We start from the raw sequence: 26,557 nt of genomic DNA on the forward strand, positions 1-26,557 counted from the left end.
GTTGAGAAATTGACAGCGCCCATTTTAGCGCCTTAAACGAAAAAAGCTTATTAATTGCCGCCATGGCATCGATTGACTAAGACAATCGAAACAGCCCATCAAATCAAGGCCGGATCTATTACCAGCACCAGTTTGCCGTTGACCTGGTTAGTCGCCAACACCGCAAAAGCCGCCTCGGCATCTTTGAGTGCATAGGCTTGCTGAAGTTGCGGTTTGAGCCGCCCTTCGGCAAACAGCGGCCATACAAACTGTTGCAGATCGCGCAACAAGTCGGCTTTGAACTGCTCATCACGATTACGCAAAGTCGAGCCGATCAAGCTAATGCGCTTACCAAGCAACAGCGCCAGGTCCAGCTCAGCATTGCGCCCACCGAGCAACCCGATGTTCACCCAACGACCATCCAGGGCCAGTAAATCCAGATTGAGTGCGGCGTAATTGCCGCCCACCGGATCAAGAATCACATCAAACGGGGCAAAATCACGCAGCGCTTGCATCTGCCCTTCGCCCCGCAATACGCCGCCCTGAGCGCCCAGGCTCTCGCAATAGGCCAGACGCTCCGGCGAACCGACGCTGACCCAACACGGGCTGCCAAAAGCTTTGCACAATTGAATGGCAGCCGAACCGACACCGCTGGCGCCGGCATGCAGCAGCACCTTTTGCCCAGGCCTCAAGGCAGCTAACTGAAACAGATTGAGCCAAGCCGTGGCATAGACCTCCGGCAACGCCGCCGCCTCATGCAGACTAACTCCCTCAGGAACCGGGAGGGCATGCCGCGCATCGACCACCACTTCCTCGGCCATGCCGCCACCGCTCAACAGCGCGCAGACGCGGTCACCGATTTTCCAGTCGCAACCGGCGCCTACTTCGCTGACCACGCCAGCGCACTCCAACCCCAGCACCTCGCTGGCGCCTGGCGGCGGCGGATATAATCCGGCGCGCTGTAACAAGTCGGCACGATTCAGCCCAGCGGCGGCTACCCGAATGCGAATCTCCCCTACATCACAGACCGGAACGGGGTGCTGCGCCCATTCCACACGACCTTCAACGCCTTGCAATGCCTTCACGCTGCCTCCATAGTGCATTTGAACCGAGCCCGGCGCTGATCGCCGGGCTTTTGCATTGCGCCGATGGAACCTGGCGCCCTTAAAGACGGCCTAATATGCGTTATCAACTGCCCACACGTCGAATCAGCATGAAGCGATCCCTACTCAGCGTCACCCTCGCCTTTTCGTTCGCCCTGAGCGCATTGCCGCTCGCGGCGAAAACCACCAGTGACTCTTGGGAGTACCTGCAACCTGACCGCGAGCAGGTGATTGCCAGCCTCAACGTTGTGGAATTGTTGAAGCGTCATCACTACAACAAGCCGCCGCTGAATGACGAGCGCTCCGAGAAAATCTATCAGGGCTACCTGAAGATGCTCGACCCCTCACGCAGCTACTTTATAGCCTCCGATATTGCCGAGTTCGATCAATGGCGCACGCGCTTTGATGACCTGCTGAAAAACGGCGACCTGCAACCCGGCTTTACCATTTACACGCGCCACCTCGAACGCCTGCAAGGCCGTTTGCAGTTCGCCCTGAGCATGCTCGATAAAGGCGTCGACACGATTGACCTCGACACCGATGAAAGCCTGCTGATCGACCGTGAGAACGCTCCCTGGGTCAAAGATCTGGCTGAGCTGGACGACTTGTGGCGCAAGCGCGTGAAAGATGAAGTGCTGCGTCTGAAAATCGCCGGCAAAGAGCCTAAAGCGATTCAGGAGCTGCTGACTAAGCGTTACAACAATCAGCTCGCACGGCTCAAGCAGACTCGCGGAGAAGACGTATTCCAGGCTTACATCAACGCCTTTGCTATGTCTTATGACCCACACACCACCTACCTATCGCCGGACAACGCAGAAAACTTCGACATCAATATGAGCCTGTCGCTCGAAGGTATTGGTGCCGTGCTGCAAAGCGACAACGAGCACGTCAAAGTGGTACGCCTGGTACCCGCGGGCCCTGCAGAAAAAAGTAAGCAGATCGCCCCTGCTGACAAAATCATCGGCGTAGCCCAAGGCAGCAAGGAAATGGTCGATGTCATCGGCTGGCGTTTGGATGAAGTGGTCAAACTGATTCGCGGCCCAAAAGGCTCGCAAGTGCGCCTGGAAGTGATTCCAGCCAGTAATGCACCGAACGACCAAACCAGCAAAGTGGTGTCCATCACCCGTGAAGCGGTCAAGTTGGAAGAGCAGGCAGCGAAGAAATCCATCCTTAACCTCAAGCATGAGAACCGTGACTATAAGCTTGGGGTCATCGAGATACCTGCGTTCTACTTGGACTTCAAAGCCTTCCGCGCTGGCGACCCAAACTACAAGAGCACCACCCGCGACGTTAAACGCCTGCTCACCGAACTGGAGAAGGAAAAAGTCGACGGCGTGGTCATCGACCTGCGCAACAACGGCGGCGGCTCCCTGCAAGAAGCTACCGAGCTGACCGGGTTGTTTATCGACCAAGGCCCTACGGTGCTGGTGCGTAACAGCGATGGTCGGGTTGATGTACTGGCTGACGATGACGCGGGGATTTTCTACAAAGGCCCAATGGCAGTCTTGGTTAATCGCCTGTCCGCTTCGGCGTCGGAGATTTTTGCCGGTGCCATGCAGGACTACCACCGTGCGCTGATTCTCGGCGGCCAGACCTTCGGCAAAGGCACCGTGCAAACTATTCAGCCGCTCAATCATGGCGAGTTGAAGCTGACCCTGGCTAAGTTCTACCGCGTCTCTGGGCAAAGCACTCAGCATCAGGGCGTGATTCCGGATATTCAGTACCCGGACATCATGGACACCAAGGAAATCGGTGAGAGTGCCCTGCCCGAGGCCCTGCCATGGGACAGCATCAAGCCGGCGATCAAACCTGAGCTGGACCCGATCAAGCCGTTCTTGGCCGAACTGCAGAGCCGTTTTGAGCGCCGCACCGCCCAAAATGCCGACTTCACCTTCGCCCGTGAGCGTCTACAACTGGCACAGAAACTGATGGAAGAAACCACCGTCAGCCTCAATGAGGCCAAGCGCCGCACCCAACAGACGGATATCGAAGGCCAGCAGCTGACCATCGAGAACAGCCGGCGCAAAGCCAAAGGTGAAACCCTGCTGAACAAGCTCAAGGAAGAGGACGAAGACGCATTGCCGGCGGTTGATGAAAAAACCAAACCGGAAGACGATGCCTACCTCGCCGAAAGTGGGCGCATTTTGCTCGATTACCTGGGGTTGAATACTCACCTGGCCAAACAGTAACTATCGGGCGTCATCAAAGGGTCATCAAACTGTCGTGAAATGCGGGGACTGGTAGTCATATCAGTCCCCGTTTTTTTATGCCACAGAGAGCCGCCATGATCGTTACCGAGCAGTTCCACGCACTGGACAACATCCTCGCCAAAGGCGAACTGCACAGCTTATTTCAACCGATCATCTCGCTCTCTGAACGGCGCATTCTAGGTTACGAAGCCCTTAGCCGCGGCCCGTCCAACAGCGCTCTGCACTCGCCCATTAACCTGTTTGCCGTAGCGCGTAGCGCCGGCCGCCTAGGTGAGTTAGAACTGCTCTGCCGCAAGAATGCCTGTCAGCGCTTCAGCCAGCTCAAGCTTCAAGGCAAGCTGTTCCTCAATGTCTCACCGGATTCACTGATGGCGCCCAAACACCAACCTGGGCGCACACTGCAGTTACTGCAATCGCTGGGCATCCCGCCCAGCCAGGTGGTCATCGAGCTGACCGAACAATCACCCACTGATGATTTCGCCCTACTCGATAGAGCCCTGCATCACTACCGCGCCATGGGATTTTCCATCGCCCTGGATGATCTCGGTGCCGGCTACTCAAGCTTGCGCTTGTGGTCTGAATTACGTCCGGACTACGTGAAGATAGACCGCCACTTTATCGACGGTATTCATCTGGACTCGGTGAAGCGCGAATTCGTCGGTTCAATCCTGAAAATGGCCAAAGCCTCACGCGCACAGGTTATCGCCGAAGGTATCGAGCTGCCTGAAGAGCTTGCCGTGCTATCTGAAATGGGCGTCGACCTGCTGCAAGGCTACCTGCTCTGCCGCCCTCAAGAACAACCACCGCGTGACACCACGAACCTGCTGCCCAGTGTCACGACCAGCAGCCCACTCAATGAGGATGTCAGCGACCTGCGCGGCCTGCTCAACCCTCAACAAGCAGTGGCCCTGAGTACGCCCACCAGCGAGGTGCTGGAAATGTTCCGCGCTCAGGCCAACCTGAACTCACTGGCCGTTCTTAATGAAGCTCAGCAACCCACCGGTATCGTGCACCGTCACTCGCTCTCTGAAGCTTTGCTCAAGCCTTTTGCCAACGAATTGTTCGCACGCAAACCGATCACTCGCTTGATGAGTGATGATTACTTGGCGGTGGAATCCAGCCAGTCATTGCAACAGGTCAGCCGCTTACTCACCAGCCGTGCCCGGCAGCGCATCGAAGAAGATTTCATCATCATGGAAGACGGCCGCTATATCGGGCTCGGTCGGGTAATCGATGTGCTCAAACTGATCACCGAGCTGAAGATCCAGCAGGCCCGTTACGCCAACCCGCTAACCCTGCTACCGGGCAATGTACCGATCCAGCAGTGCCTGACCCGCTTGTTGCAGCAGGGCCGCGAAGCCGTGGTGTGTTATGTGGATATCGACAATTTCAAGCCGTTCAACGACATCTACGGCTACGCCAAAGGCGATGAAGTGCTGCTCAGCCTGGCGCAGTGTTTGAGCGACCGGGTGGACCCAACGCAAGACTTTGTTGGCCATATCGGCGGCGATGACTTTCTGCTGGTACTCGGCTCGCAGGACTGGCGCGCGCGGCTCAATCGCCTGCTGGAGGATTTCCAGAGCCAGTGCCGACGTTTCTATCGTGAAGAAGACCTGCAAGCAGGCTGTTTTGTCGCCCATAACCGCAGCGGTAAACGCCAGGAGTACGCATTGCTGTCCTTGTCTCTAGGGGTGGTGCATGTGCACCCCGAGCAATGCGCGCAACTGGATGCCAGCCAACTGGCGGCGATGGCATCAGAAGCCAAGCGCCACGCCAAGGCGGTACCGGGTTACAGCCTGCATATCATTGATACCCAGGCGGATACGGCGGCTTGATGGCGGGAACTGGTGCTGGATCAGAGGCCGCTGAGGCGATTGGACAGCGCGGAAAAATGTTCAGCTTGCGCCTCATCGACGGCAACACCCGCAGCGCCACTGCGGTACAACTCAGCCAAGCGATAAGCAGCTGCTGGGTGTCCTGCCTGTGCGGCCAGCGTCCACCACTCAATGGCCTTCGGCGCATCCGCCGCATGCTGGGTATCACCGGAAAGACTCAGAACACCGAGTTGGTAAGCGGCCTTGCTATCTCCGGCCTTGGCCGCTAAACCGAGCAAACGCCGACCTTCGTTGCGCGCGCCTAATCCCTGACCGCGAAACAGAAGGATGTGGCCATAGAAGCTCTGTGCCTGGGTATTACCCAGGTTGGCCATACGCGAGAACTGCCCTTCCAGCCAGCGCCAGGCAGGCGGTTGCTTGACCAGCCAGGCCCAGTGAAACAGGCGGCGCGCCAGCCAGTAGCCGATACGCGCACGCAGCCCACCGAACATCAGAGGTCTTCCGGGTAGCTGAACTCAAACACACGGGCCACTTCGGCGGCATGCCAGGAGGCTGCCGCGATACCGTCAGAAGCCCCCGTAAAGCGCCCCAAGCGGCTAACGCACTCGAAGAACCCCGTACGCGGCAAACGACTCGCACCTTGGCTGATCACCAGCGCACTACGTAGCGGGCGCTCGGCACGTGCATCCAGTGCGGCCAGGTGTTCCAGCGCAGCGGCCAGGGTTTGCATGGCAGGGCTGGGCAATGACAACCGCTCGATCACGGCGCGGTAGGTCACCAGATGGCGCTGACGCTGCGCATCCTCAAGCTCCCCAAGTAAAGCCTGCCAATGTTGCCGACTGATACTTACACTCAAAGCGGCGCCTCCCAACCATCAACCCCAAGATGCCAAGCAAGGGCGCGCTGAATGGCAGCATCTGGCTGACGCTCACCGCTCTCGATCATGCCTAGATAATGCGGACTGATGCCCACATTACGCGCCAACTGCTCAGCGCTCATGCTTTTGGCTTCACGCAGGGCTGCCAACTGGCTTAATGCGTACTTGCGGGGTTCAACCACCACAGGGGCAACCTCAGGCGCGTGGCCGGCGGCTTGCAACAATGCTTGATAGTGCGCCCAAGGCAGCACCGCATACTCCGGCTGACCATCACGCTCGATCACTTGCACATTCATCTGTAAATCTCCATGCAGAGCACTTCCATCACTCTCAGCAACTCCAGAACAGGCAAGCATCTTAACAGCCCGGCACGATAAAGCGCGTGATCTATACTGCCCCTAGGTATCAAGCACTACCTGGGGAAATGTTTTGCACAAGCTGCTAACAATACTGCTGATTAGCTGGAGTAGCTGGGCCGGGGCGGCGGAGTTGCGGTGGGGGTTTTCCAGCGCTGACGGTATGCCGTATGTCGAAGTGCATGAGCAGCAACTGCGTGGCGGGTTTATTTACAAACTAGGTCAGCTCACCAGCCAGAAATTGGGCTACGACGCTCAGTTTGTTGAAACGCCAAACAAGCGCATTGATGAATCCATGCAGAGCGGCCGCATTCACGTCATCTGCAATAACAACCCTCAGTGGATGAATGACCCCACCCGCTATCAGTGGTCGCCCCCTCTCTACAGCGAAGAGGATGTTCTATTGCTGCACCGCCAGCATGCTCCAATCAATAGCCTACAAGACCTCTATGGCAAGACCCTTGGTACGCAGTTGGGCTACGTCTACAGCAGCGCATTAATGGATGCGTTCACCAGCAAAAAAATCATCCGCAAGAATCTTCGTGACCAAACCGCCGGGCTTAATCTGCTGCAAAAACAACGCCTGGACGCAATCATCGACATGCACCGAACACTTAGCTTCCAACTGAGCAAGCATGCAGACGCACCTTTGCGAATAAACACCTGGGTGATTGACCGCTATGACATGCATTGCACGTACAGCCCGAAGCTTCCTGTCAGCGCCAAACTACTGAACGATGCATTGTTGCAACTGCGTGACCAAGGATTGATTAAGCAATTGCTTAACGACACCTAAAGCATCTAAGCACTGCTACTGCAGCGACCCATCAAGCACCACAACCGCCTCATCAGACTCTGGCAAGCGCTCAACTACCCGAAGCACTTCTGGCGCCTGATCCGCTCGCCACTGCTGAAACGCCGCAAGCTCGACCTGCCAAGTGCGCAGTACCCACGCCAAGACGGCCAGATCATCAACCAGCCCAACACCTAATAACCAGTCGGGTATGGCATCCAGCGGCGTGACGAAGTACAGCAAAGCCGCCACCACTGCCAGTAATGCTCGAGAATCGATTGCCCGATATTCACCACGCCACCAGGCCAGACAAAGTGCCTGCAGCAGCTTCAGGTGATCAGCCAATTCAGCAAAGCCATTACCCAGCTTTTCACGCTTTCGAGCGACTGATAGCAGCAAGGTCGGTAACCGTCCGGCCTTAAGGAAACGCTTAGCTAGAAACTGGTAACGGGTAAAATTTTTCGGTGTTTTCATCGCCCTCTCCCGCCAATCCCGCGTACGCGCTGGGTTGGCTATGGTTATCCACTAAAGCTGTGGATAACCTTGTGAACAGTTTCTCCATAACCCTGGCAAACGCCCAGCCCATGCGGCCTCACCACAGATCGGACATTTTTTGCCCACACAGCAAAAAATCATATAAATCAATAAGTTAAAAATGGCAAAGGGTTTTTACGCGAGCGTTACAGTAACTCGTCATGACCTATATGGAAAATGTGCATAACCGTAACACTGCAGCCATTACTCACGCCCTTTAAGACCCTCTAGTCAAGCGAAAAGTGCCAATTACGCTTGGCAAAAACGACAACGCCCCGTCGAGACGGGGCGCTGTTGAAACCGCTAAGAATTACTCTTGAGTGGCGGTGTCTTTGATCGCAATCAGTTCCAGATCAAACACCAGCACCGAGTTGGCTGGGATTGCTGGAGTCGGGCTTTGCTCGCCATAAGCCAGCTCACTCGGGATATAGAGCTTGTACTTCTCGCCAACATGCATCAGCTGCAAGCCTTCAACCCAACCTGGGATCACACCGTTAACCGGCAGATCGATCGGGCTACCGCGCTCAACCGAGCTGTCGAACACACTGCCATCGGTCAGCTTGCCTTCGTAGTGAACAGTTACCACGTCGGTGGCTTTCGGTTGGGCACCATCAGCCTTCTTCACCACTTCGTACTGCAGGCCGGAAGCGGTAGTGGTTACGCCGTCACGCTTGGCATTGTCTTCAAGGAATTTCTTGCCGGCTTTAGCCGACTCTTCATTGAGGGTCACCATGCGCTCTTCGGCACGTTTCTGCAGGAAGGCAAAAGCTTCAATCAGCTCTTCGTCCTTCAGGCGCTGCTCTTTCTTGCCAATAGCATCTTCGATGCCTTGGGCAACGGCATTGGAGTCCAGATCATCCATGCCTTCTTGAGCCAGGCTCTTGCCCATGTTCAGGCCGATACCATAAGACGCTTTCTGTGCCGGAGTTTCCAGGGTGAGCTCTTTGGTTTGCGAATCGCAACCTGCGAGAACCAAACCTACCAGGGCGACCGCCGCTGCTAAACGATGCTGTTTCATGCTTATTCCTTGTCCGGTGCGCCCTAGGGCTAATGGGGTGAAAGCGCGAGCTTAGCAGGCTGCCGCGATCACTGGCTACCGTGTTAGGAGACAGAAAATGCGTATAAGTTCAGATGTTTAGCGGATTATTCAGGAAGAATTTCTGAGGTATTAGGATATGTCACAGAGGGGATGAAGCGAGGATAAAAATGGCGCAGCGGACGGGACTCGAACCCGCGACCCCCGGCGTGACAGGCCGGTATTCTAACCGACTGAACTACCGCTGCGCGTAACTTCAAAAAGCGAGTTGGTGGGTGATGACGGGATCGAACCGCCGACCCGCTGCTTGTAAGGCAGCTGCTCTCCCAGCTGAGCTAATCACCCTTCACTCTCGAAGTGGGCCGCATTCTAGAGAGGCATCGACACCTTGGCAAGCACTGATTTGAATATTTTTTATTGATGCAGCAAAGGCTTAGCGCAGACTTGGCCTCAGGCACTCTAGAGGGGAATAATGCGCCCCGAATGAAACGAGCAGGTTGTACGACCGGTCATACCGCTTCTGACAACTTGAAGCAGCACCTGCATCAGGTACTGACGACTTGTGATACCTGCCGCTGCTGGCAGCTCAACTAATGGAGATTCACCCTCTTATGTGGTTTCGTAACCTGCTGGTTTATCGCCTCACCCAAGACATTCCTTTTGATGCCGAGGTCCTGGAAGCTGCCCTGTCCGCCAAACCGGCCCGCTCGTGCGCCAGCCAAGAACTCAGCACCTACGGCTTTATCGCGCCCTTCGGTAAAGGTGGCGATGCACCGTTGGTACACGTCAGCGGCGACTTTCTCCTGATCGCCGCCCGCAAAGAAGAGCGCATCCTGCCGGGCAGTGTGGTGCGTGATGCACTGAAGGAAAAAGTCGACGAGATCGAAGCCGAGCAGATGCGCAAGGTCTACAAAAAAGAGCGTGACCAGCTCAAGGATGAAATCGTGCAAACCTTCTTGCCGCGCGCCTTTATCCGCAAGTCCGCCACATTTGCGGCCATCGCGCCCAAACAAGGCTTGATTCTGGTCGATTCGGCGAGCGCCAAGCGGGCCGAGGACTTGCTCTCAACCCTGCGTGAGGCCATTGGCTCGCTACCCATACGCCCTCTCGCGGTGAAAATTGCACCGAGCGCCACGCTTACCGATTGGGTCAAAACTCAAAAAGCCGCTGACGACTTCTTTGTTCTGGATGAATGCGAGCTGCGTGACACCCACGAAGATGGCGGGGTCGTGCGTTGCAAGCGACAAGACCTGACCAGCGACGAAATTCAGCTGCACATGACCGCCGGCAAGCAAGTCACCCAGCTCTCCCTGGCTTGGCAGGAAAAGTTGTCCTTCATGCTGGATGACAAGTTGGTGGTCAAACGCCTGCGTTTCGAAGACCTGCTGCAAGATCAGGCCGAACAAGATGGTGGCGATGACGCCCTTGGCCAACAGGACGCCAGCTTTACCCTGATGATGCTCACGCTGGTGGAGTTCCTCCCAGCCCTGTTCGAAGCCTTGGGCGGCGAAGAAATCCCTCAGGGCATCTGACTGCCCGCCAGGCCGAGCAGCCGCAGAGGAATGAACCACTGATCCTTTGCGGCTTGCCTCAACACGCCTAATGTGCAAAATACTGCACAGCGCGAGGACGACCTCGCCACTTACTGAGTGACCCACCAGGGGACGACCCCTCCCACTATCTGGAAGTCAGCATGTCCTGGATCATTCTGTTTTTTGCCGGCTTATTTGAAGTCGGCTGGGCAGTAGGCCTGAAATACACCGACGGTTTTACCCGCCCACTGCCTACCCTGCTCACCGTTGCGGCGATGATTATCAGCCTCGGCTTGCTGGGCTTAGCCATGAAGGAATTGCCACTGGGCACCGCCTATGCGATCTGGACCGGCGTCGGTGCGGTAGGCACGGTAATCGCCGGCATCATCCTGTTCGGCGAGTCCATGGCGCTGATCCGCCTGGCCAGCGTGGCGCTGATTGTTTGCGGCCTACTTGGGTTGAAACTGAGCCATTGAGCGGCCTGCAGGCTCTTTCAGCCATGCTAAAAAAGCCCGCCAATAGGCGGGCTTTTTGATACCACTGAGTTAACGCCGCGCCCCCCGCAGCGCCTCCACCTGAGCCTGTAACAGCTCGCACTTGACCGCCTCGGCAGCCACTGGCGTGCCGGCCACCAGGGTTATGCGCGACCACAGCCGCTTGAATAGACCCTTGTGCGGATCGCGGCTGAAAAAGCTCCCCCACAGCCCCTGCAAGGCCATGGGAATAACCGGAACCGGGTTGGCTTCTATGATCCGTTCGATGCCGTTTTTAAACTCATTAAGCTCGCCATCAGTGGTCAACTTGCCTTCTGGGAAGATGCATACCACCTCACCGTTGCGCAGGTATTCGGCTATTTTTTTGAACGCCGCATCGTAAATCAGCAAGTCTTCGCTGCGCCCGGCAATCGGCACGGTGCCTGCGGTGCGGAAGATAAAGTTAAGCACTGGCAGGTTGTAGATTTTGTAGTACATGACAAAGCGCACTGGCCGGCGCACCGCACCACCGATCAGCAACGCATCGACAAACGATACGTGGTTGCACACAAGCACCGCGGCGCCTTCGTCAGGAATCGCCTCCAGCCCTTTGTGTTCAACCCGGTACATCGAGTGGCTAAGCAGCCAGATCATAAAGCGCATGCTGAATTCAGGAACGATCTTGAAGATATAGCTGTTGACCGCAATATTCATCAGCGAGATGACCAGAAACAGCTGCGGGATCGACAGCTCAGCAACGCTCAGGAACAGAATCGAGACAATGGCCGAGACCACCATAAACAGGGCGTTAAGGATGTTATTGGCGGCAATCACCCGCGCTCGCTCATGCTCCACGGTGCGCGACTGAATCAATGCATACAGCGGCACGATGTAAAAACCACCGAACAAGCCAATGCCGAGGACCGAGCCGAGAATCCACCAGGCCTGCCCAATACTCAGCACCGCCAGCCAATCATGGGGTACTGCCGCCTGGGGAAACCCGCCAGAAAACCACCACAGCGCAATGCCAAATACCGTCAAGCCGATCGAACCGAACGGTACCAGGCCGATCTCCACCTTATGCCCACTCATGCGCTCGCAAAGCATCGAACCCAAGGCGATACCGACCGAGAACACGGTAAGAATCAGGGTGACCACGCTTTCATCACCGTACAGCCACTCTTTGGCATACGCCGGAATCTGCGTCAGGTACACCGCACCCAGGAACCAGAACCAGGAGTTGCCCACCATTGAGCGCGACACTGCCGGACGCTGCCCCAAACCAAGCTTCATGATCAGCCAGGACTGGCGAAAAATGTTCCAGTCCAGCTTGAGCTGTGGCATGGCAGCAGATGCGGCGGGAATACTGCGACTGGCGAAGTACCCCAATACAGCCACCAGCACCACTGAGGCGGCGACGATATGCGCATAACCACTGCTGGCCATGATCACACCTGCACCGATGGTGCCGGCCAGGATAGCCAGGAAGGTGCCCATTTCCACCAATGCGTTACCACCGACCAGCTCTTGCTCCTCAAGGTGCTGCGGCAGGATCGAATACTTCACGGGGCCAAACAACGCCGACTGGGTGCCCATGGCAAATAGCACCCCGAGCATCACCGGTAGGTTGCCGAGCAACACACCAGCCGCGCCGAGCAGCATGATCACAATCTCGGCGAATTTGATCTTGCGGATCAGCCCGTCCTTGGCGAATTTCTCCCCAAACTGGCCACCGAGGGCCGAGAACAAGAAGAACGGCAGGATAAACAACAAGGCACAAAGATTGATCAGCAAGGCTTTGTCAGCCCCAGAACTGATCTTGAACAAAATGACGAGAATCAGTGACTGCTTAAAGATGTTGTCATTGAAAGCACCCAACAACTGGGTCAGGAAAAACGGCAAAAAGCGCTTTTTACCCAGCAATGCGAATTGTGATTGTTCGGTCATCGTCCGTGTACCTGTCTGCAGTGGCCAAGCGAGTAGTTCGGTATTTGACTGCAATAACCCCCTACAAAGCCACAGCAACGCGTACTTTTTGCGGCATTTCCCGCAAAGGTCGGGCCCTACAACGGCAGTTGCCCCAATACCCCGCGCACGACAAAGAACACCAACAGGCCTCCCGCAATGGTCGCTAACAAGTGTCGCGTCAGGGCCGCGATGGCGATTGTCGCCAGGCCAGCCAGCAAGTATGCGTTGTGCAGCGTGAACGCCCACTGCTGGCCATCGGGAATCAGCATGCCTGGCAGCACAATGGCGCTCAATACGGCAGTCGGCACGTACTGCAGGCCTTGACGCACCGACGGTGGGAAACGTAGATGAGGGAAAGCAAACAGGCTGTAGCGGATCGCGAAGGTGATCAACGCCATGCCGAGAATCAGCGGCCACACATCCATCAAACGACCTCCCCGCTGATAACGGGCCCTTGGCGCCGCTCCAGCCATACACCGACCGCAATACCGCTTAGCGCGGCCGCCATTAAGCCTAATTTGTATGGCCAGGCGTGGCACAGCAGCGCCACAGCCCCAGCCACCAGCGCAGCGGCAATTTGCGGCTGGTTGCGCAACGCCGGCACCACAATGCCAATGAATGTCGCCAACATGGCGAAGTCCAACCCCCAGCCCGCCAAATTCGGCACGCTTTGGCCAAACAGTGCGCCCACCAGTGAGCTGCCCACCCAGGACAGGTACAGCGCCAACGCCACACCCGCGTGGTACCACTGGCCGTGCTCGCTCATGCCGCGTGCCAGATAACGGCGCTGCACCACGGCGAAGGCCTCATCGGTCAAACCGAACGCCAGCGGCACCCGCCAGCGTTGCGACAGCCCACCCACATAAGGCTGTAACGCGGCGCTGTAGAGCACATGACGCAGGTTAACCACCAAGGTGGTCAGTAGAATCACCAGCGTGCCACTGCCCAATGTCAGCAGGCTGATGGCAATAAATTGCGCAGAGCCGGCATACACCAGCAAGGACATGCCCAGCGCCTGAGCGAGGCTCAACCCGGCGAGGCTGGCCAGCGCACCGTAGATCAATCCAAACGGCAGTATCCCGACAATCATCGGAATACTGTCGCGACATCCATAGAGAAAATGCTGCAAACGGCTCATGTGCCCTCCTGATAGCCAACAGCCTGCCGGATCGGCGCCACCTCGTCTTGAACAATCTTGCGCATCGAGGCCACCACACACTGATCTGGCGCAATACAGCCCGAGGCCCACTGGCTAGACTGCCGCCTACATCGCCTAGGATCTGCTCATGCCAGAAGCGCTCACCACCTTGCTGAATTTCGCCAGTGCCTTGGCCGCCGGCCTGCTAATTGGTGCCGAACGTGGCTGGCAGGGCCGTAATAGCGATGACTCACAGCTGGTCGCAGGCATTCGCACCTTTGCCTTGAGCAGCCTGCTCGGCGCCTTTGCCATGCTGCTGGGGGAGCACTTCGGCGTCATCGCCTGGGCGGTGATCTTTGCTGGTTTTGCCCTCCTCGTAATGGCCTCCTACTTTGGCGAACTGAAACGCTTGGGCGATATAGGCCTTACCAGCGAAGTGGCGTTACTGATCACTTTTCTGCTTGGCAGCCTGGCCATGGCCGGTTATGCCGGCCTAGCGGCTTCGGGTGCGGTAGCGGTGGCACTGCTGCTGAGCCTCAAACAGTCCCTGCACGGAGCACTGCAGCGGCTCAGCGAGGCGGAACTGTCCGGGATACTGAAGCTGCTGTTTATTTCCTTGGTGCTATTACCCGCACTGCCCAATCAAGGTTACGGCCCCTGGCAGACGTTCAATCCTTACGCCATCTGGTGGATGGTGGTGCTGATCGCCAGCATCGGTTTTGCCGCTTACGTGGCAATACGCCTGGTGGGCATGCGCCGCGGCTTGCTGATCACCGCACTACTGGGCGGCGTGGTGTCCTCCACAGCAATGACCGTGACCCTGGCGCGTCTGGCCTCTGGTCGCAACTTGCACGCGATGCTGGCCTGCGGCCTGCTCGCCACGTCAGCCCTGATGTTTCCGCGCATTCTCTTGGAAGTCGGCCTGGTAAACGCCCACCTGCTGCCGCAGCTGTTCTGGCCCCTGGGCATCGCCACACTGATATACGCCAGCGGCGCTTTGTTGTACTTCCACCGCGCCGGTAACGAGCCTGAAGAGGCCGCCGAACCGCCACTTAAAAACCCCTTCGAGCTAGGCCCTGCTTTGCGTTTTGCCGCGCTACTGGCGCTGATCCTGCTCATGGTCGAAGGCGCGCAGCACGAGTTTGGTGACGCGGGGGTGTATCTGGTGGCACTGCTTTCGGGCTTGGCCGATGTGGATGCCATCACCCTCTCGCTGTCACGCAGCGCTCAGGGCGAACTGGCTACCCAAGTTGCCGTGCAAGGCATCTTCCTCGCGGCCCTGAGTAACAGTCTGGTCAAAGGCTTTCTGATCGCCTTGATTGGTGGCCGCAGGTTGGCCTTGATGACCCTGCCGATAATGGCTGCGGGTCTATTGGCCGGCGCTGCGGTGTTGCTGCTGCACTAAGCCGGCGCGAGCCCCCTTTCTCTTGCGCGCCTATGACCCACTGCCAATTGCCGACCTAGAACCGGCGATGGTGCCCCTTCGACTACACCGCGTAGTGCTGCCTCGCAACCACCCCAACCAAGGGCTGGACTTACCGAACCCGCTTTATCCACCTATGCCTAAAAAGTCGTAACAACCTCAGCCCAGAGCCTTGCGAGGCCTATGGGTTATACGGTAACTGAGCCTGCACTGAACGCCACTCATGGCTAGGCACAAGCACACGGAACACCCAACAATAGCCTGGAGCGCCCTACACTCGACCACGCCACCCTGGAGACACATCATGCCCACCTGCACCGCTCTATTCGCCAAACAGCTTGGCTCTATACGGCGCACTGCCCGGCCCCAGGTGCCAGCATGAACGCGCCAGCACGGTTGTCAAATGATGGCTTACAGGCCAAACAGTTGAGTGTTCAGGGTGATGGGGTGGCGCTGGCAACCTACCGCTGGGGGCTTAAGAGCGGCCCGGTCCTGCTATTGGTACACGGCTACCCGGACAGCCATGAAATATGGCTACCGCTGGTGCGCGAACTGGCCGCCGACTACCAAATCATTGCCTATGACGTGCGCGGCTTTGGCGCATCGGATATTCCACGCAAGCGTCTGGATTACCATCTGGAGAAGCTCGCCAATGATGTAGAGGCGGTAATCAAAGTCCTTAGTCCAGACCAGCCAGTGCATCTGGTGGCCCATGACTGGGGCTCGATTCAGGCCTGGGAGGCCGTCACTGAACCACGTATTCAGCCGCTGCTGAGCTCTTACACCAGCATCTCCGGGCCGTGCCTGGACCATGTTGGCCACTGGATGCGCGGCAAGCTCAAGCAGAAGACTCCGCGCGCACTGCTGCAAGTGCTCGGGCAACTGCTTAGTTCCTGGTATATCGCGCTGTTTCACATGCCACTGCTGCCCGAACTGACCTGGCGCCTGGGCCTGGACCGCGCCTGGCCACAGCTGCTGCGCAAGGTCGAAGGGCTGCGCAATGTTGCGGCCAGCAGCAGCCAGCGCTCTGACGGTGTGCACGGGGTCAAGCTGTACCGCGCCAACTTTATGCGCAGCCTGTTCAAGCCGCGCCAGCGTCACACCCAAGTGCCGGTGCAATTAATAGTGCCGACCCATGATCGTTTTGTCCGCCCACAACTGTTCGAGCAACTGCAGCACTGGGCGCCAAAGCTACAGCGGCGCGAAGTGAACGCCGGGCACTGGCAACTGCTGGCCGAGCCACAGCAGCTGGCCGCTTGGCTGCGTGAGTTCACTGCGCAGGTGCCACACAACTAAAACAAGCGCATCTTTGCGCACCTATCGCCTCATACAAAACCACCGAGCAACGCCCGGTGGCAGCAGAAAATTCAGACCAACACCCAGTGATACGCCCTACTCGGCCATCTCGTCATCCAGCACACTTACGCCGGCGGCCTGCTCAAGCAAATCGGCAGGTAGGCTTTTACTGGCGCGAGCACCGAGCAGCTTGAGGTTTTCCACCCGGCTGATGATATTGCCGCGCCCCTCGTAAAGCTTATTACGCGCGCCAGCGTAGGCTTTATCCAGTTGCTGCAGGCGCGCGCCCATTTCATCCAGGTCCTGGATAAAGGCGACGAACTTGTCATACAGCGCGCCAGCGCGCTCAGCAATTTCACGGGCATTCTGGCTTTGTCGCTCCTGGCGCCACAGGCTGTCGATCACCCGTAAGGTGGCCAGCAAGGTAGTCGGGCTGACGATAACGATATGCTGATCAAAGGCCTCCTGAAACAAGCCGGGGTCAGCCTGCAACGCCGCCGCAAAGGCCGCCTCTATCGGCACGAAAAGCAGAACAAAATCCAGGCTGTGTAGCCCCTCCAGGCGCTGATAATCCTTCAACGACAGGCCCTTGAGATGGCTGCGCAATGACAACACATGCTGCTTCAAGGCTTGTTGCCGAGCCGGCTCGTCATCAGCGGCAATAAATTGCTGGTAAGCGGTGAGGCTGACTTTGGCATCCACCACCACCTGCTTGTCGCCGGGTAGCTGGATCAGCACATCCGGCTGAAAACGTTCGCCGTCGGCGCTCTTTAGGCTGACCTGGGTTTGGTACTCCCGGCCCTTCTCCAGCCCCGCGTGTTCAAGCACGCGCTCAAGCACCAGCTCGCCCCAATTACCTTGGGTTTTCTGGCCCTTTAAGGCGCGGGTTAAGTTGGTCGCCTCATCACCCAGACGCTGGTTGAGCTGCTGCAAACGTTCCAGTTCTTTGCCTAAGGAAAAGCGCTCGCGAGCCTCCTGCTGGTAGCTTTCTTCCACACGTTTTTCGAAGGATTGGATGCGTTCCTTGAGCGGGTCGAGCAATTGGCCAAGCTGCTGTTGGCTAGTTTCGGCAAAACGCTGCTCGCGCTCATCGAAGATCTTGCCCGCCAGCTCGGCGAACTGCGCACGCAGTTCATCACGTGAGCCTTGTAGGTCGCTCAGGCGTTGTTGATGGCTGTCTTGCTGCTCTTTAAGTTCGGCGCTGAGAGCGGCACGCTGAGCGTCCAGACGGCGGATTTCGCCTTCCTGCTGTGCGCGTTGGCTGGCCCAAGCCTGGGCGGCTTCGCGGGCGATCTGCCGCTCCTGCTGCAGCAAGTCGGTTTCACGGCGCAGTGCGGCCAGTTCGGCCTGCTGATCGGCCTTGATCTCGCTGATCTCGGCGATTTCCTCACGGCAATCATCCAGTTGCACCGCGAGGCCGGTCTGAGCCAACTGCGCGTTACTCAGGCGCTCCTGCAACAGGCCGAATTCCAGCTGCTGGCTGGCCAGGCGGCGTTGCAGCGACCAGGCCATATATAGAAGAGGAAGTGCTGCGGCGGCAAAACCGAGCAGCGCAGGCGCCAAAGCGGTGGACAGATCGATGGGCATAAGCAGCTCCGCATAAAAGTACTGGCAGTATAACCAGTATTCTTGCAGAACGGCCCATTGCGTAAGACCCTGAACGGGTTCTAGAGCTGTTTAAGCAGTTGCTGCGCCTCTGGCGAACCCTGCCCCGCAGCTAGCTCCAGCCAATGGCGGGCCTGCTGCGGTTCACGGTTACGCGGCTGACTATAGAGTTGACCAAGCTCCAGCTGAGCGCCCATATCGCCGGCGCGGGCGGCCTGGCGCAGCAGCTCAAAACCCATGCGCCGATCACGCGGATTGCCGCAATCACGGCAGAGCATTTGCCCCAGCCGACTCTGCGCCTGCACCACACCCTGCAAAGCAGGCTGCTTGAGCAGGCGACCGGCAAAGCGTTTAACGCTAGGCGTAGCGCCGAGACGAGGACTGTCCAGTAGCCACAACGCAACACGCGTTGGCAATCGCGGAGCAGTCGCGGGGTTAACAACAAGTCGAGTGATTACGCGAGGCATAAAAAGCAGCGGTAGCCGGGAAGGCGCGCCACTCTACTCTTTTTTTCACCAAGGTAAAGCCCTGCAGCGAGCGCCAACCTGCGGTCTAGAGCAAGCGCTCGAGTTAATCCACAAAAGCTGTGGATAACTTCGTGGATAACATGGGAGCAAGCGCTCTCAGCGCCTATGCTGTGGGGCTCAAGGTCAAACTGGTGGTTTTTTCACCAGAAGAAAAAAACCATATATTTCATTGACTTATAAAATCAACAAAAAGAATCAAGGGTTTACGTCAATCACTGAATCCTGCTTGACAAGGCGCATCGCAATTGTGCACAAGTCTGCGCGCCACTGGCTCAACCCGCCCTTTTAAAGGGCAAAAAATAGTCACCCGTGCACACCCCTCTAGGCCGGGCGCGGCAGGCGACCATCACGCTGATACGCCGCCAAACGAAAGACTCGAGGAGTATCTGGAACCTGGGCACTTTTGAAGGCGACATACTCGTCGGTGGTTTCGCACAACCAACTCATTAGGTTGCGCGGACGTTTTTCCGCCAACGCATCAGGGACAAACAGCGCCACATTGTTGCCTTTCAACGGGCAACGCGCCGAACGGTATTCGAACGCTTCCACCCCGGCGCTGCGCATAGCAGCACCAATTGCCTGACAGGGTTGATAGGCGCTGGCATGACAAAGCTCAGCCTGAAAATCTGCAAACGGTGGGTGCTGCAATTGAATACCACGCGTTACCTGATAACGCGCCTCGAAGGTGCAGTGCTCGGAAAGAATGCGCCCACTGGGCGGCGCGATACTCATGCCATCCCAGAGTAAAAAACGGTAATAGGCCGCTTCCGCCATTGCCGTGTCGATACGCAGTGCACCATAGAACAAGCTCGGCTCATGTACAGAACCAAAGCGCGAACCCCAACGCAGCGGTGGATAACGGAACGGGGTTTTCAGCAAGTAATGCAGGGGTTCGGCACTGCGCGGCAACGGCGGTTTGCTAGCCTCCAGCAACTCCTCGAGCAGCGCCTGCTCGGCGAGGGTGTCGACCAGTTGCAACGTGGCGACCTGGGCCTGACTCTCAACCAGACGCACCAGGCGCCCGCGCAATGGCTTGATCTGCTGCGGGCCTTGGCAGTGTTGCCAGATATCCATGGTGGCGTTGTCCTTAACTTTTATTATTGTTGGGCGCTGCGCTTGTAGATTGCTATTTAGGCGCTGTTTAGGACCTCGCGAGCTAGAGCCCTGCAAGGCGCTACGTTAGTAACAGCCTTCGGCTGGTCAAAGCACGAGACACGTAGCGCAGCGGAGTAACAGCCAACGGCTGGCCCGCAGGGTGAGCGGGCTCGCATCCGAGCCTGTTCTTAACGCAGCAGGGCCGACGCGCAGCAGGTCATCAGCAGCTTCTAGCCTTTGCCACGAATCGCATCTAAATACTCCACCACCCGCACCAGCCCCTGCACCTGCATCATCAGCGACAGTGGCGGCGCATCCAGATGACGGTTATCGGTGCGCAAAAAATGCTGCATATCCGGCAGATTACCGCCGAACAGGGCAAACAATGAGCGGTATACGCGAATCAGCAACAGGGCCAGCTCACCGGTCTTGCTGTGTACCCGCAAGCCGCCGTCGGCCCAGCGCGAGATGGCCGTACGGTGTACACCAATGATGTCCGCCAGCTCCTGCTGGGTCAGGTCCAGTTGTTCGCGGGTACTCAGCAGCGCTTTGGCCAGCACCGCATCGGCGTCGGCAACCGATCGAATCAATGCGCTCATCACGGCCTCCTACTTCTCAATGTCTATTTACAACAAAACTACCACTAAATGCTGTTATTACACAGCACAGAATAACCTGTGATTGGCAGTCTGCCAGACATGGGTTAACGTCCTGCCACGCAACTTCCCCACTATGGATCAGTGCTTATGCCCAGCCGGCGCACCTGGCTGCGACTTATCAGTTGCCTGGTTTTACTGCTCGTCCTGCTTGGCGCTTACGGCTATGTGAGCCTGACTCGCCTGCTTGAACGCGAGCAGATCAAACAGCTCGAATGGCGCGGCCTGGGCCTATCCACCCAGGCCATCCAGCTTGAGCAACTCAGCCTGCAGCACCCCAGCGGCGCACTGCAGCTGCAGCAGGTGCAATTGCAATGGCGTGGTTTCAGCCTGGCGCCGCCCTTCTGGCAGCGGGTGCAGATCACAAGCCTGCAACTGAGCTTTCCCTCTCGACCCGAGCCCGCATCTGACGACAGCACGGATTTTGAGGTGCCGCTGGAGCAGCTAGCCGCCGTTATCAGCCTCTTGCCGCAACGCGTGCAGATTGATGCACTGCAAATCGAGCTGCCCTGCGCCAGCACGCGCTGCCAGCTGTTGGGCGATCTGCAGCTGCTTAAACAAGCAACGCAGCTTGATGCGCAGCTCAACCTGCAACATCAACAGCACCAACTGCGCTGGCACGCTCAGTTGCAGGGCGGCCCTGCAGCGGCAGATCTGCAATTGAGCCTGGCGATCAATCAGCAGCCGCAACTGCAACTCACCAGCAGCCTGCAACAGAGTGCCTCCGGGCAACTCTGGCAAGGCGACTTCAATGGCGATCTGCAGCAAAGTGAAATATTGCAGAGCTGGCTTAGCCAATGGCTGCCCAATGCCCCTGGTACGCTACCGAAGGCTCCGGTAGCGGCATTACTGAAGGCGAGCTGGCAACTGCAGCTTGCACCTGGCGTCCTTAACCTGGCGCAACTGCAGCAGGCCAGCGGCCAGGTGCAGGCCAGCGCCAACCTGCCAGAGCCCTGGCCAATTCCCGCTATCGGCGAACTGCAAGGCAGCTTCGATCTGTCTGCCAAGGCGCTGGATGGGCACTGGCTGGCAGATAGCCTGAGCGCAGACCTTAGCCTCAAGCAGATTGCCAAGGGCCTTATCAGCGGCGTACCGGCAGCGCTGCATCCCGATGCGTTACAGCTAAATATCCAGGCCACGGAAAAGCCTGACAACCTGTCGCCACAACTGGCTGATCGCGCCCTGCCCCTGCAACTCCAGCTCAGTGGCCAAGGACGCAGCCAATTCAAACTGCAGGGCACGTTGGCTCTGGCCAATGGCCTGCCCTGGGGACTGCAACTGCAGGGCGGCAGCTTTAGCGCATCCAGCCCTGAATTTCAGCTGAAGGGCTGGGAGATCGGTGCACTGCAGACGCAGTTGCCACTCGACGCTTATCTGGATGCACAGCAGCTGGATCTCACCCTCAGAAAAGGCTCACAGCTCAGCCTGCAGCACCTAAGCAGTGCGAACGTGCAGGCGCAGCAACTCAAGGCCAGCAGTAACGGGCTGCAACTGCATGCACAACTGGCGGCAGGCGCGCTGCAAGACTGGCAGCTGCAAGGCCCCCTCGACCTCAGTGCACAACTGCAGCATGAGCAATTGCAGCCACAGCGCTGGTACTGGCAAGGCCCCATAAATGCCAATCAGCAGCAGGCAGAACTGAACGGCACGCTGCGTAACGATGCCGGGCTGCAATTCAAGCTGCAGGCACAACACAACAACACCAAGGGCCTGAGCCTGCAAGCACAGCTAACGGAACTGTTTCTGCGTAGCGGCAACCCACTGCAAGACAGCTTCAGCGCCTGGCCAGCCTTGCTGGAGCTGAACAATGGCCGCCTGAACGGCAACGCCAGCCTGAGCCTGGCCAGCGATCAGCAGTTGCCCACCGTCAAACTTGAACTGACTGGCAAAGGCCTGGGTGGGATTTATGACCGCACCGCGCTGGAGGGCCTGGACGGCAAGATAAGTGCGCAAATCGACCCCAAGCAACTGCAGCTTGAGTTGAACGAACTGCGCCTGGCCCAGGCCAACCCCGGCATACCGCTGGGCCCGGTGCAATTGCGCGGCCGCTACAGCGCCGCGCTGCAAACACCCACCCACGGCCAGCTACAGCTGCGCCAGGCCGAAGCTGCTCTGATGGGCGGCAAGCTGCAACTGACGCCAGGACAATGGAACCTGGCCACCAAACCGCTGCTGTTCCCTGTGCAGGTGCAGGGCCTGGAACTTGAGCAGCTGTTTATCCTCTACCCAACAGAGGGTTTGGCAGGCACCGGCACCCTCGACGGCTATTTGCCGCTACAGATAAGCCGCCAAGGCGTAACCATCGAACAGGGCCAACTGGCAGCGCGCCAACCTGGGGGGCGTTTGCAATTTCACTCCGAACGTATCCGCGCCCTGGGCCGCAGCAACCCGGCGATGCAGCTGGTAACCCAATCGCTGGAGGATTTTCGCTTCACCACCCTGAGCAGCCAGGTCGACTACAACCAAGAAGGCAAACTAGCCCTGGTCATGCGCTTAGAGGGTCAGAATCCGGCCATCGAACAGGGTCGACCGATCCACTTCAATATCAATCTGGAAGAAGATATCCCGACCCTACTGGCCAGCCTGCAACTGACCGACAAAGTCAGCGACATCATCCAGCAACGTGTGCAACAGCGTATGCTGGAGCGCAATGCCAAAACGGCCCCGACAGAGCCATGATCAAGGAGAAGCGCCATGCGCTTGCGTAGTTGTTTCGTCGTCCTGCTACTAGGGCTGCTCAGCACCGCCTGCACCCCGACCGTGCAGCTGGCGATGCCCAATGAGCCGATCAATATCAACCTAAATGTGAAGATTGAGCATGAAATCTACATCAAGGTGGATAAAGCCCTGGACAGCATGTTCAGCGAATCCAGCGGATTGTTCTAAGGAGCCCAAATATGAACATCTATAAGCGCCTTGCCGGCCTATTGCTGCTGCTCAGCCTGAGCCTTCCGGCCGTAGCCCTGAACCTCAACGAAGCCATGTCCGCCCTGGGCGATGCCAAAGCCAGCGGTCAGCTGGGTGAAATGCCCAATGGCTATCTGGGGGTCGTCCGGGGCGATACCCAGGTCGCCGAAGTTGCCAAATTAATCAACCAGGCACGCCGCGCCGAGTACGAGAAGCTGGCGAGCCAGAACGGCATCAAATTGAGCGATGTGGAAGCCATTGCCGGCAAGAAAGCCATCGAAAAAACGCCACCAGGCCAATTGATTCAACTAGAGGGTAAATGGGTACTCAAGTAACCGCCTGAATTCATAGATTCACCGCCGTAAACCAACAAGGAGCGCACTGCGCTCCTTGTTGGTTTTACCCAGCGCTAAACTCAGCGCTGCTGAATCACCGGTTGCCCCGCTTTCGGCTTGAAGTACAGGGTTTCACCACGGGCCAGGTTGGCCAGACTGAGGTGATCCTTGGCCACTTCGGCTTCAATCGGTTCGCTCTGCCCGGCGACCTTGAGGGTCACCCGGGTGATTGCGCCGAGTGGACGAATATCACGTACTTCGCCGGCCTGATGGCCCGTTTCGGCCTGACGCGAAAGATGAATTTCGTGCGGGCGGAACAGCACATGGTGGTCATCGCCGACATACAGGCGGTTGGCATCACCCAAGAAGTGGTAGACGAAATCACTGGCCGGCTTCTCGTACACCTCAGCCGGCGTGCCGATCTGCTCAACCACACCCTTGTTCATCACCACGATGCGATCCGCCACTTCCATGGCTTCTTCCTGGTCGTGGGTGACGAATACCGAGGTTAGGTGCACTTCTTCATGCAGACGTGCCAACCAGCGGCGCAGTTCTTTACGCACCTTGGCATCCAACGCACCGAAGGGTTCGTCGAGCAGCAGCACTTTGGGCTCCACCGCCAGGGCGCGAGCCAGGGCGATGCGTTGGCGCTGGCCACCGGAAAGCTGCTCCGGGTAGCGATCCGCCAGCCAGTCGAGCTGCACCAGTTCGAGCAGGTCGTGAACCTTCTTCTTGATCACATTCTCATTCGGGCGCTGCTTCTTGGGCTTCATGCGCAGACCAAACGCGACGTTGTCGAAGACGGTCATGTGGCGGAACAACGCGTAATGCTGAAACACGAAGCCGACGTTACGGTCACGCACATCGTGCTTAGACACGTCTTCGCCGTGGAACTCAATGCTGCCGCTGTCTGGCGTTTCCAAGCCGGCGATGATGCGCAGCAAGGTGGTTTTGCCGCAGCCGGACGGGCCGAGCAAGGCCACCAATTCACCACTCTGAATATGGACACTGATGTCGTTCAGCGCTTTAAACGCATTGAAGTTCTTGCTGACGTTGGAGACTACGATGGACATGGCTTATTCCTCACCAGCACTGGCTTTCAGGCGGTTAATACGCGACTCGCTCCACTGCTTGAGCAGCAGGATAAACACCGCCAGCAACAGCAGCAGGCTGGCGACGCTAAAGGCGGCGACGTGGTTGTATTCGTTGTAGAGAATCTCGACGTGCAGCGGCAACGTATTGGTGTAACCACGGATATGCCCGGAGACCACCGACACCGCGCCGAACTCACCCATGGCCCGCGCGGTACACAACACCACACCGTAGATCAGGCCCCATTTGATATTTGGCAGGGTCACATGCCAGAACATTTGCCAGCCGTTGGCGCCGAGCAGGCGGGCGGCCTCCTCCTCCTGGGTGCCTTGCTGCTGCATCAGCGGAATCAGCTCACGGGCGACAAAGGGCACGGTGACAAACACCGTGGCCAGGACGATGCCCGGCAAAGCGAAGATGATCTGGATGTCGTGCTCACGCAGCCAGGGGCCAATAAAGCCCTGCGCGCCGAATAGCAGCACGTAGATCAGACCGGCGATCACCGGCGATACCGAGAACGGCAGGTCAATCAGGGTCACCAGCAAGCTCTTGCCGCGAAACGCGTACTTGCTCACACACCAGGCAGCGGCCACGCCGAACACCAGGTTGAGTGGCACCGAAATGCCCACGGCAAGCAGGGTCAGCTTCAGCGCACTGATAGCGTCAGGTTCGAAAATTGCGCCGAAGAAGGTGCCAAAGCCGTGCTTCAACGCTTCGCTCAGCACGATAAACAGCGGCAACACGAGGAACAGCACAAACACCAGCCAGGCGCTGATGATCAGCAGCCTGCGACCGAGCTGATTACCGCGCCGTGCGGCGTTGGCCGAGGCTGACGCGCTTAGGGTTACAGAAGACATGGCGACCTCCTCAGGATTTAGCGATCTGGCGCTGCAGCAGGTTAATCAGCAGCAGCAGAATGAAGGAGACCACCAGCATCAACACGCCAATAGCCGTAGCGCCGGTGTAATCGTACTGGTCGAGCTTGACCATGATCAGCAGCGGCAATATTTCGGTTTTCATCGGCATATTTCCGGCGATAAAAATCACCGATCCGTACTCACCGACGCCGCGCGCAAAGGCTAGGGAAAAACCGGTGAGCCAGGCAGGCAGTAACGCCGGCAGCAGCACATGGCGAAACACCTGCAGCGGTTTGGCACCGAGGCAGGCCGCTGCCTCTTCGACCTCACGGGGAATATCGGCCAGCACCGGTTGCAGGGTGCGCACCACAAACGGCAGGGTGACAAAGGTCAGTGCCAGGGTAATGCCGATGGGGGTGTAGGCAATTTTGAAACCCAGCTCGGTGGCGAACTGACCGACCAGGCCGCTGGGGGCATACAAGGCAGTCAGGGCGATACCGGCAACGGCGGTGGGCAAGGCAAAGGGCAAATCGATCATCGCCTCGATAACCTTGCGGCCTGGAAAGCTGTAACGCACCAGCGCCCAAGCCAGCACGGTGCCGATAATGCCGTTGATGATTGCCGCGACAAAGGCCGTGGCGAAACTCAACTTGAGCGCAGCCACTACTCGCGGAGCGGAAATGATGGCGCAGAACTCAGCCCAGGTGAGTTGCGCGGCGTGCACGAACATGGCCCCCAGCGGAATCAGCACCAGCAGGCTGAGGTACACCAGGGTGTAGCCCAGCGTCAGCCCGAAGCCGGGAATGACCGGAGAAGTACGACGAGACATGGTTTGGCCTTGGCGGGTTATGTGGCGAAGGATTGGTGCGTTGCAAACGAGAGTCGGCCGTAGGGTGGAAGTCGCTTTTCACTTCCACCAGCGGTGCCTTC

At 57.9% G+C, this 26,557-nt stretch carries 26 protein-coding genes and 2 tRNA genes; 10 read left to right on the forward strand and 18 right to left on the reverse strand.

Annotation, left to right across the window (positions count from 1 at the left end; translation table 11 throughout):
- Window positions 1–98: 98 nt before the first annotated feature.
- Window positions 99–1,064, reverse strand: a complete 966-nt coding sequence (locus D8779_RS13150; RefSeq protein ID WP_136664933.1) for an NAD(P)H-quinone oxidoreductase — start codon at window positions 1,062–1,064, stop codon at window positions 99–101.
- A gap of 128 nt (window positions 1,065–1,192) precedes the next feature.
- On the opposite strand from D8779_RS13150, the gene D8779_RS13155 reads away from it, so the two are divergent.
- Window positions 1,193–3,271 carry a carboxy terminal-processing peptidase gene (locus tag D8779_RS13155; RefSeq protein ID WP_420875603.1) on the forward strand — a complete coding sequence of 693 codons (2,079 nt, stop codon included), beginning with the start codon at window positions 1,193–1,195 and terminating at the stop codon, window positions 3,269–3,271.
- A gap of 95 nt (window positions 3,272–3,366) precedes the next feature.
- Window positions 3,367–5,127 (forward strand): bifunctional diguanylate cyclase/phosphodiesterase, encoded by a 1,761-nt coding sequence (locus D8779_RS13160; protein ID WP_136664935.1) that lies wholly within the window; start codon window positions 3,367–3,369, stop codon window positions 5,125–5,127.
- A gap of 20 nt (window positions 5,128–5,147) precedes the next feature.
- Here the strand turns inward: D8779_RS13160 and D8779_RS13165 are convergent, their stop codons facing one another.
- From D8779_RS13165 to D8779_RS13175, 3 genes are read right to left on the reverse strand one after another with little or no spacing between them, the layout of a single operon-like run.
- The gene (locus D8779_RS13165; RefSeq protein WP_136664936.1) at window positions 5,148–5,618 is read right to left on the reverse strand and encodes an SEL1-like repeat protein; all 471 of its coding nucleotides are present in this window, start codon (window positions 5,616–5,618) and stop codon (window positions 5,148–5,150) included.
- Window positions 5,618–5,983, reverse strand: a complete 366-nt coding sequence (locus D8779_RS13170; RefSeq protein WP_136664937.1) for a hypothetical protein — start codon at window positions 5,981–5,983, stop codon at window positions 5,618–5,620. The genes D8779_RS13165 and D8779_RS13170 overlap by 1 nt, the downstream gene beginning before the upstream one ends.
- Window positions 5,980–6,300: a helix-turn-helix domain-containing protein gene (locus tag D8779_RS13175; RefSeq protein ID WP_136664938.1), complete on the reverse strand. Its 321-nt coding sequence runs from the start codon at window positions 6,298–6,300 to the stop codon at window positions 5,980–5,982. Before D8779_RS13175 ends, D8779_RS13170 begins: the two co-directional genes overlap by 4 nt.
- Window positions 6,301–6,433: 133 nt before the next feature.
- On the opposite strand from D8779_RS13175, the gene D8779_RS13180 reads away from it, so the two are divergent.
- Window positions 6,434–7,156 (forward strand): substrate-binding periplasmic protein, encoded by a 723-nt coding sequence (locus D8779_RS13180; RefSeq protein WP_240789731.1) that lies wholly within the window; start codon window positions 6,434–6,436, stop codon window positions 7,154–7,156.
- Between the two features lie 15 nt (window positions 7,157–7,171).
- Here the strand turns inward: D8779_RS13180 and D8779_RS13185 are convergent, their stop codons facing one another.
- The 4 genes from D8779_RS13185 to D8779_RS13200 all read right to left on the reverse strand — a co-directional run bounded on the left by D8779_RS13185 (window position 7,172) and on the right by D8779_RS13200 (window position 9,068).
- Entirely contained in the window at window positions 7,172–7,627 is a 456-nt protein-coding gene (locus tag D8779_RS13185) for a YkvA family protein (RefSeq protein WP_136664939.1), read from the reverse strand.
- A gap of 370 nt (window positions 7,628–7,997) precedes the next feature.
- Complete coding sequence (locus D8779_RS13190) at window positions 7,998–8,705, reverse strand: BamJ family beta-barrel-assembly machinery protein (RefSeq protein WP_136664940.1); 708 nt, start codon at window positions 8,703–8,705, stop codon at window positions 7,998–8,000.
- 189 nt (window positions 8,706–8,894) lie between these two features.
- A tRNA-Asp gene (locus tag D8779_RS13195) sits at window positions 8,895–8,971 on the reverse strand.
- 21 nt (window positions 8,972–8,992) lie between these two features.
- Window positions 8,993–9,068 (reverse strand) — tRNA-Val (locus tag D8779_RS13200).
- Window positions 9,069–9,334: 266 nt separating this feature from the next.
- Between D8779_RS13200 and rdgC the strand changes: the two genes are divergently transcribed.
- Together rdgC and sugE are read left to right on the forward strand one after the other, a co-directional pair.
- Entirely contained in the window at window positions 9,335–10,255 is a 921-nt protein-coding gene (gene rdgC / locus D8779_RS13205; protein WP_136664941.1) for a recombination-associated protein RdgC, read from the forward strand.
- 161 nt (window positions 10,256–10,416) lie between these two features.
- Window positions 10,417–10,731, forward strand: a complete 315-nt coding sequence (gene sugE, locus D8779_RS13210; RefSeq protein ID WP_136664942.1) for a quaternary ammonium compound efflux SMR transporter SugE — start codon at window positions 10,417–10,419, stop codon at window positions 10,729–10,731.
- Between the two features lie 69 nt (window positions 10,732–10,800).
- On the opposite strand, the gene D8779_RS13215 is transcribed toward sugE, so the two are convergent.
- The 3 genes from D8779_RS13215 to D8779_RS13225 all read right to left on the reverse strand — a co-directional run bounded on the left by D8779_RS13215 (window position 10,801) and on the right by D8779_RS13225 (window position 13,834).
- Window positions 10,801–12,675, reverse strand: coding sequence for an MFS transporter (locus tag D8779_RS13215; protein WP_136664943.1), 1,875 nt, complete (start codon window positions 12,673–12,675; stop codon window positions 10,801–10,803).
- Between the two features lie 116 nt (window positions 12,676–12,791).
- The gene (locus D8779_RS13220) at window positions 12,792–13,121 is read right to left on the reverse strand and encodes an AzlD domain-containing protein (protein ID WP_136664944.1); all 330 of its coding nucleotides are present in this window, start codon (window positions 13,119–13,121) and stop codon (window positions 12,792–12,794) included.
- Window positions 13,121–13,834 carry an AzlC family ABC transporter permease gene (locus D8779_RS13225; RefSeq protein ID WP_136664945.1) on the reverse strand — a complete coding sequence of 238 codons (714 nt, stop codon included), beginning with the start codon at window positions 13,832–13,834 and terminating at the stop codon, window positions 13,121–13,123. Before D8779_RS13225 ends, D8779_RS13220 begins: the two co-directional genes overlap by 1 nt.
- Before the next feature lie 148 nt (window positions 13,835–13,982).
- Between D8779_RS13225 and D8779_RS13230 the strand changes: the two genes are divergently transcribed.
- Both D8779_RS13230 and D8779_RS13235 read left to right on the forward strand, forming a co-directional pair.
- On the forward strand, window positions 13,983–15,239 hold the full coding sequence (locus tag D8779_RS13230) for an MgtC/SapB family protein (RefSeq protein ID WP_136664946.1): 1,257 nt from the start codon (window positions 13,983–13,985) through the stop codon (window positions 15,237–15,239).
- 396 nt (window positions 15,240–15,635) lie between these two features.
- The gene (locus D8779_RS13235) at window positions 15,636–16,553 is read left to right on the forward strand and encodes an alpha/beta fold hydrolase (RefSeq protein ID WP_136664947.1); all 918 of its coding nucleotides are present in this window, start codon (window positions 15,636–15,638) and stop codon (window positions 16,551–16,553) included.
- 96 nt (window positions 16,554–16,649) lie between these two features.
- On the opposite strand, the gene D8779_RS13240 is transcribed toward D8779_RS13235, so the two are convergent.
- From D8779_RS13240 to D8779_RS13255, 4 genes are all read right to left on the reverse strand, one after another.
- Window positions 16,650–18,014 carry a DNA recombination protein RmuC gene (locus tag D8779_RS13240; RefSeq protein WP_167492581.1) on the reverse strand — a complete coding sequence of 455 codons (1,365 nt, stop codon included), beginning with the start codon at window positions 18,012–18,014 and terminating at the stop codon, window positions 16,650–16,652.
- A gap of 206 nt (window positions 18,015–18,220) precedes the next feature.
- Window positions 18,221–18,625, reverse strand: a complete 405-nt coding sequence (locus tag D8779_RS13245; RefSeq protein ID WP_136664949.1) for a tetratricopeptide repeat protein — start codon at window positions 18,623–18,625, stop codon at window positions 18,221–18,223.
- 381 nt (window positions 18,626–19,006) lie between these two features.
- The gene (locus D8779_RS13250; RefSeq protein WP_136664950.1) at window positions 19,007–19,759 is read right to left on the reverse strand and encodes an RES family NAD+ phosphorylase; all 753 of its coding nucleotides are present in this window, start codon (window positions 19,757–19,759) and stop codon (window positions 19,007–19,009) included.
- 251 nt (window positions 19,760–20,010) lie between these two features.
- Window positions 20,011–20,379 (reverse strand): antitoxin Xre/MbcA/ParS toxin-binding domain-containing protein, encoded by a 369-nt coding sequence (locus D8779_RS13255; RefSeq protein WP_136664951.1) that lies wholly within the window; start codon window positions 20,377–20,379, stop codon window positions 20,011–20,013.
- A gap of 147 nt (window positions 20,380–20,526) precedes the next feature.
- Between D8779_RS13255 and D8779_RS13260 the strand changes: the two genes are divergently transcribed.
- Genes D8779_RS13260 through D8779_RS13270 form a run of 3 tightly spaced genes read left to right on the forward strand, consistent with a single transcriptional unit; the run spans window position 20,527 to window position 23,678 of the window.
- A complete protein-coding gene (locus D8779_RS13260) occupies window positions 20,527–23,115 on the forward strand; it encodes an intermembrane phospholipid transport YdbH family protein (RefSeq protein WP_136664952.1) in 2,589 nt (862 codons plus the stop codon).
- Between the two features lie 15 nt (window positions 23,116–23,130).
- Window positions 23,131–23,322, forward strand: coding sequence for a YnbE family lipoprotein (locus D8779_RS13265; protein WP_136664953.1), 192 nt, complete (start codon window positions 23,131–23,133; stop codon window positions 23,320–23,322).
- A gap of 11 nt (window positions 23,323–23,333) precedes the next feature.
- Window positions 23,334–23,678 carry a YdbL family probable chaperone protein gene (locus D8779_RS13270; protein ID WP_136664954.1) on the forward strand — a complete coding sequence of 115 codons (345 nt, stop codon included), beginning with the start codon at window positions 23,334–23,336 and terminating at the stop codon, window positions 23,676–23,678.
- Window positions 23,679–23,758: 80 nt separating this feature from the next.
- Here D8779_RS13270 and D8779_RS13275 read toward each other — a convergent pair whose 3' ends face one another.
- Genes D8779_RS13275 through cysT form a run of 3 tightly spaced genes read right to left on the reverse strand, consistent with a single transcriptional unit; the run spans window position 23,759 to window position 26,456 of the window.
- A complete protein-coding gene (locus tag D8779_RS13275; protein ID WP_136664955.1) occupies window positions 23,759–24,751 on the reverse strand; it encodes a sulfate/molybdate ABC transporter ATP-binding protein in 993 nt (330 codons plus the stop codon).
- Between the two features lie 3 nt (window positions 24,752–24,754).
- Window positions 24,755–25,627, reverse strand: a complete 873-nt coding sequence (gene cysW / locus D8779_RS13280; RefSeq protein WP_136664956.1) for a sulfate ABC transporter permease subunit CysW — start codon at window positions 25,625–25,627, stop codon at window positions 24,755–24,757.
- A gap of 10 nt (window positions 25,628–25,637) precedes the next feature.
- On the reverse strand, window positions 25,638–26,456 hold the full coding sequence (cysT, locus tag D8779_RS13285; protein WP_136664957.1) for a sulfate ABC transporter permease subunit CysT: 819 nt from the start codon (window positions 26,454–26,456) through the stop codon (window positions 25,638–25,640).
- Window positions 26,457–26,557: the final 101 nt, after the last annotated feature.

It is taken from the genome of Pseudomonas leptonychotis (genome assembly GCF_004920405.1).
Lineage (GTDB): Bacteria > Pseudomonadota > Gammaproteobacteria > Pseudomonadales > Pseudomonadaceae > Aquipseudomonas > Aquipseudomonas leptonychotis.

Excerpts from the sequence above, each read along its gene's own strand:
- D8779_RS13160 (WP_136664935.1), top strand. The coding sequence starts at position 3,367 with ATGATCGTTACCGAGCAGTTCCACGCACTGGACAACATCCTCGCCAAA.
- D8779_RS13270 (WP_136664954.1), top strand. The coding sequence starts at position 23,334 with ATGAACATCTATAAGCGCCTTGCCGGCCTATTGCTGCTGCTCAGCCTG.
- D8779_RS13225 (WP_136664945.1), bottom strand. The coding sequence starts at position 13,834 with ATGAGCCGTTTGCAGCATTTTCTCTATGGATGTCGCGACAGTATTCCG.
- sugE (WP_136664942.1), top strand. The coding sequence starts at position 10,417 with ATGTCCTGGATCATTCTGTTTTTTGCCGGCTTATTTGAAGTCGGCTGG.
- D8779_RS13155 (WP_420875603.1), top strand. The coding sequence starts at position 1,193 with ATGAAGCGATCCCTACTCAGCGTCACCCTCGCCTTTTCGTTCGCCCTG.
- D8779_RS13245 (WP_136664949.1), bottom strand. The coding sequence starts at position 18,625 with ATGCCTCGCGTAATCACTCGACTTGTTGTTAACCCCGCGACTGCTCCG.
- D8779_RS13165 (WP_136664936.1), bottom strand. The coding sequence starts at position 5,618 with ATGTTCGGTGGGCTGCGTGCGCGTATCGGCTACTGGCTGGCGCGCCGC.
- D8779_RS13235 (WP_136664947.1), top strand. The coding sequence starts at position 15,636 with ATGAACGCGCCAGCACGGTTGTCAAATGATGGCTTACAGGCCAAACAG.
- D8779_RS13250 (WP_136664950.1), bottom strand. The coding sequence starts at position 19,759 with ATGGATATCTGGCAACACTGCCAAGGCCCGCAGCAGATCAAGCCATTG.
- D8779_RS13175 (WP_136664938.1), bottom strand. The coding sequence starts at position 6,300 with ATGAATGTGCAAGTGATCGAGCGTGATGGTCAGCCGGAGTATGCGGTG.
- D8779_RS13230 (WP_136664946.1), top strand. The coding sequence starts at position 13,983 with ATGCCAGAAGCGCTCACCACCTTGCTGAATTTCGCCAGTGCCTTGGCC.
- D8779_RS13265 (WP_136664953.1), top strand. The coding sequence starts at position 23,131 with ATGCGCTTGCGTAGTTGTTTCGTCGTCCTGCTACTAGGGCTGCTCAGC.
- cysT (WP_136664957.1), bottom strand. The coding sequence starts at position 26,456 with ATGTCTCGTCGTACTTCTCCGGTCATTCCCGGCTTCGGGCTGACGCTG.
- D8779_RS13190 (WP_136664940.1), bottom strand. The coding sequence starts at position 8,705 with ATGAAACAGCATCGTTTAGCAGCGGCGGTCGCCCTGGTAGGTTTGGTT.
- D8779_RS13220 (WP_136664944.1), bottom strand. The coding sequence starts at position 13,121 with ATGGATGTGTGGCCGCTGATTCTCGGCATGGCGTTGATCACCTTCGCG.
- D8779_RS13185 (WP_136664939.1), bottom strand. The coding sequence starts at position 7,627 with ATGAAAACACCGAAAAATTTTACCCGTTACCAGTTTCTAGCTAAGCGT.
- D8779_RS13260 (WP_136664952.1), top strand. The coding sequence starts at position 20,527 with ATGCCCAGCCGGCGCACCTGGCTGCGACTTATCAGTTGCCTGGTTTTA.
- D8779_RS13255 (WP_136664951.1), bottom strand. The coding sequence starts at position 20,379 with ATGAGCGCATTGATTCGATCGGTTGCCGACGCCGATGCGGTGCTGGCC.
- D8779_RS13215 (WP_136664943.1), bottom strand. The coding sequence starts at position 12,675 with ATGACCGAACAATCACAATTCGCATTGCTGGGTAAAAAGCGCTTTTTG.
- D8779_RS13275 (WP_136664955.1), bottom strand. The coding sequence starts at position 24,751 with ATGTCCATCGTAGTCTCCAACGTCAGCAAGAACTTCAATGCGTTTAAA.
- cysW (WP_136664956.1), bottom strand. The coding sequence starts at position 25,627 with ATGTCTTCTGTAACCCTAAGCGCGTCAGCCTCGGCCAACGCCGCACGG.
- rdgC (WP_136664941.1), top strand. The coding sequence starts at position 9,335 with ATGTGGTTTCGTAACCTGCTGGTTTATCGCCTCACCCAAGACATTCCT.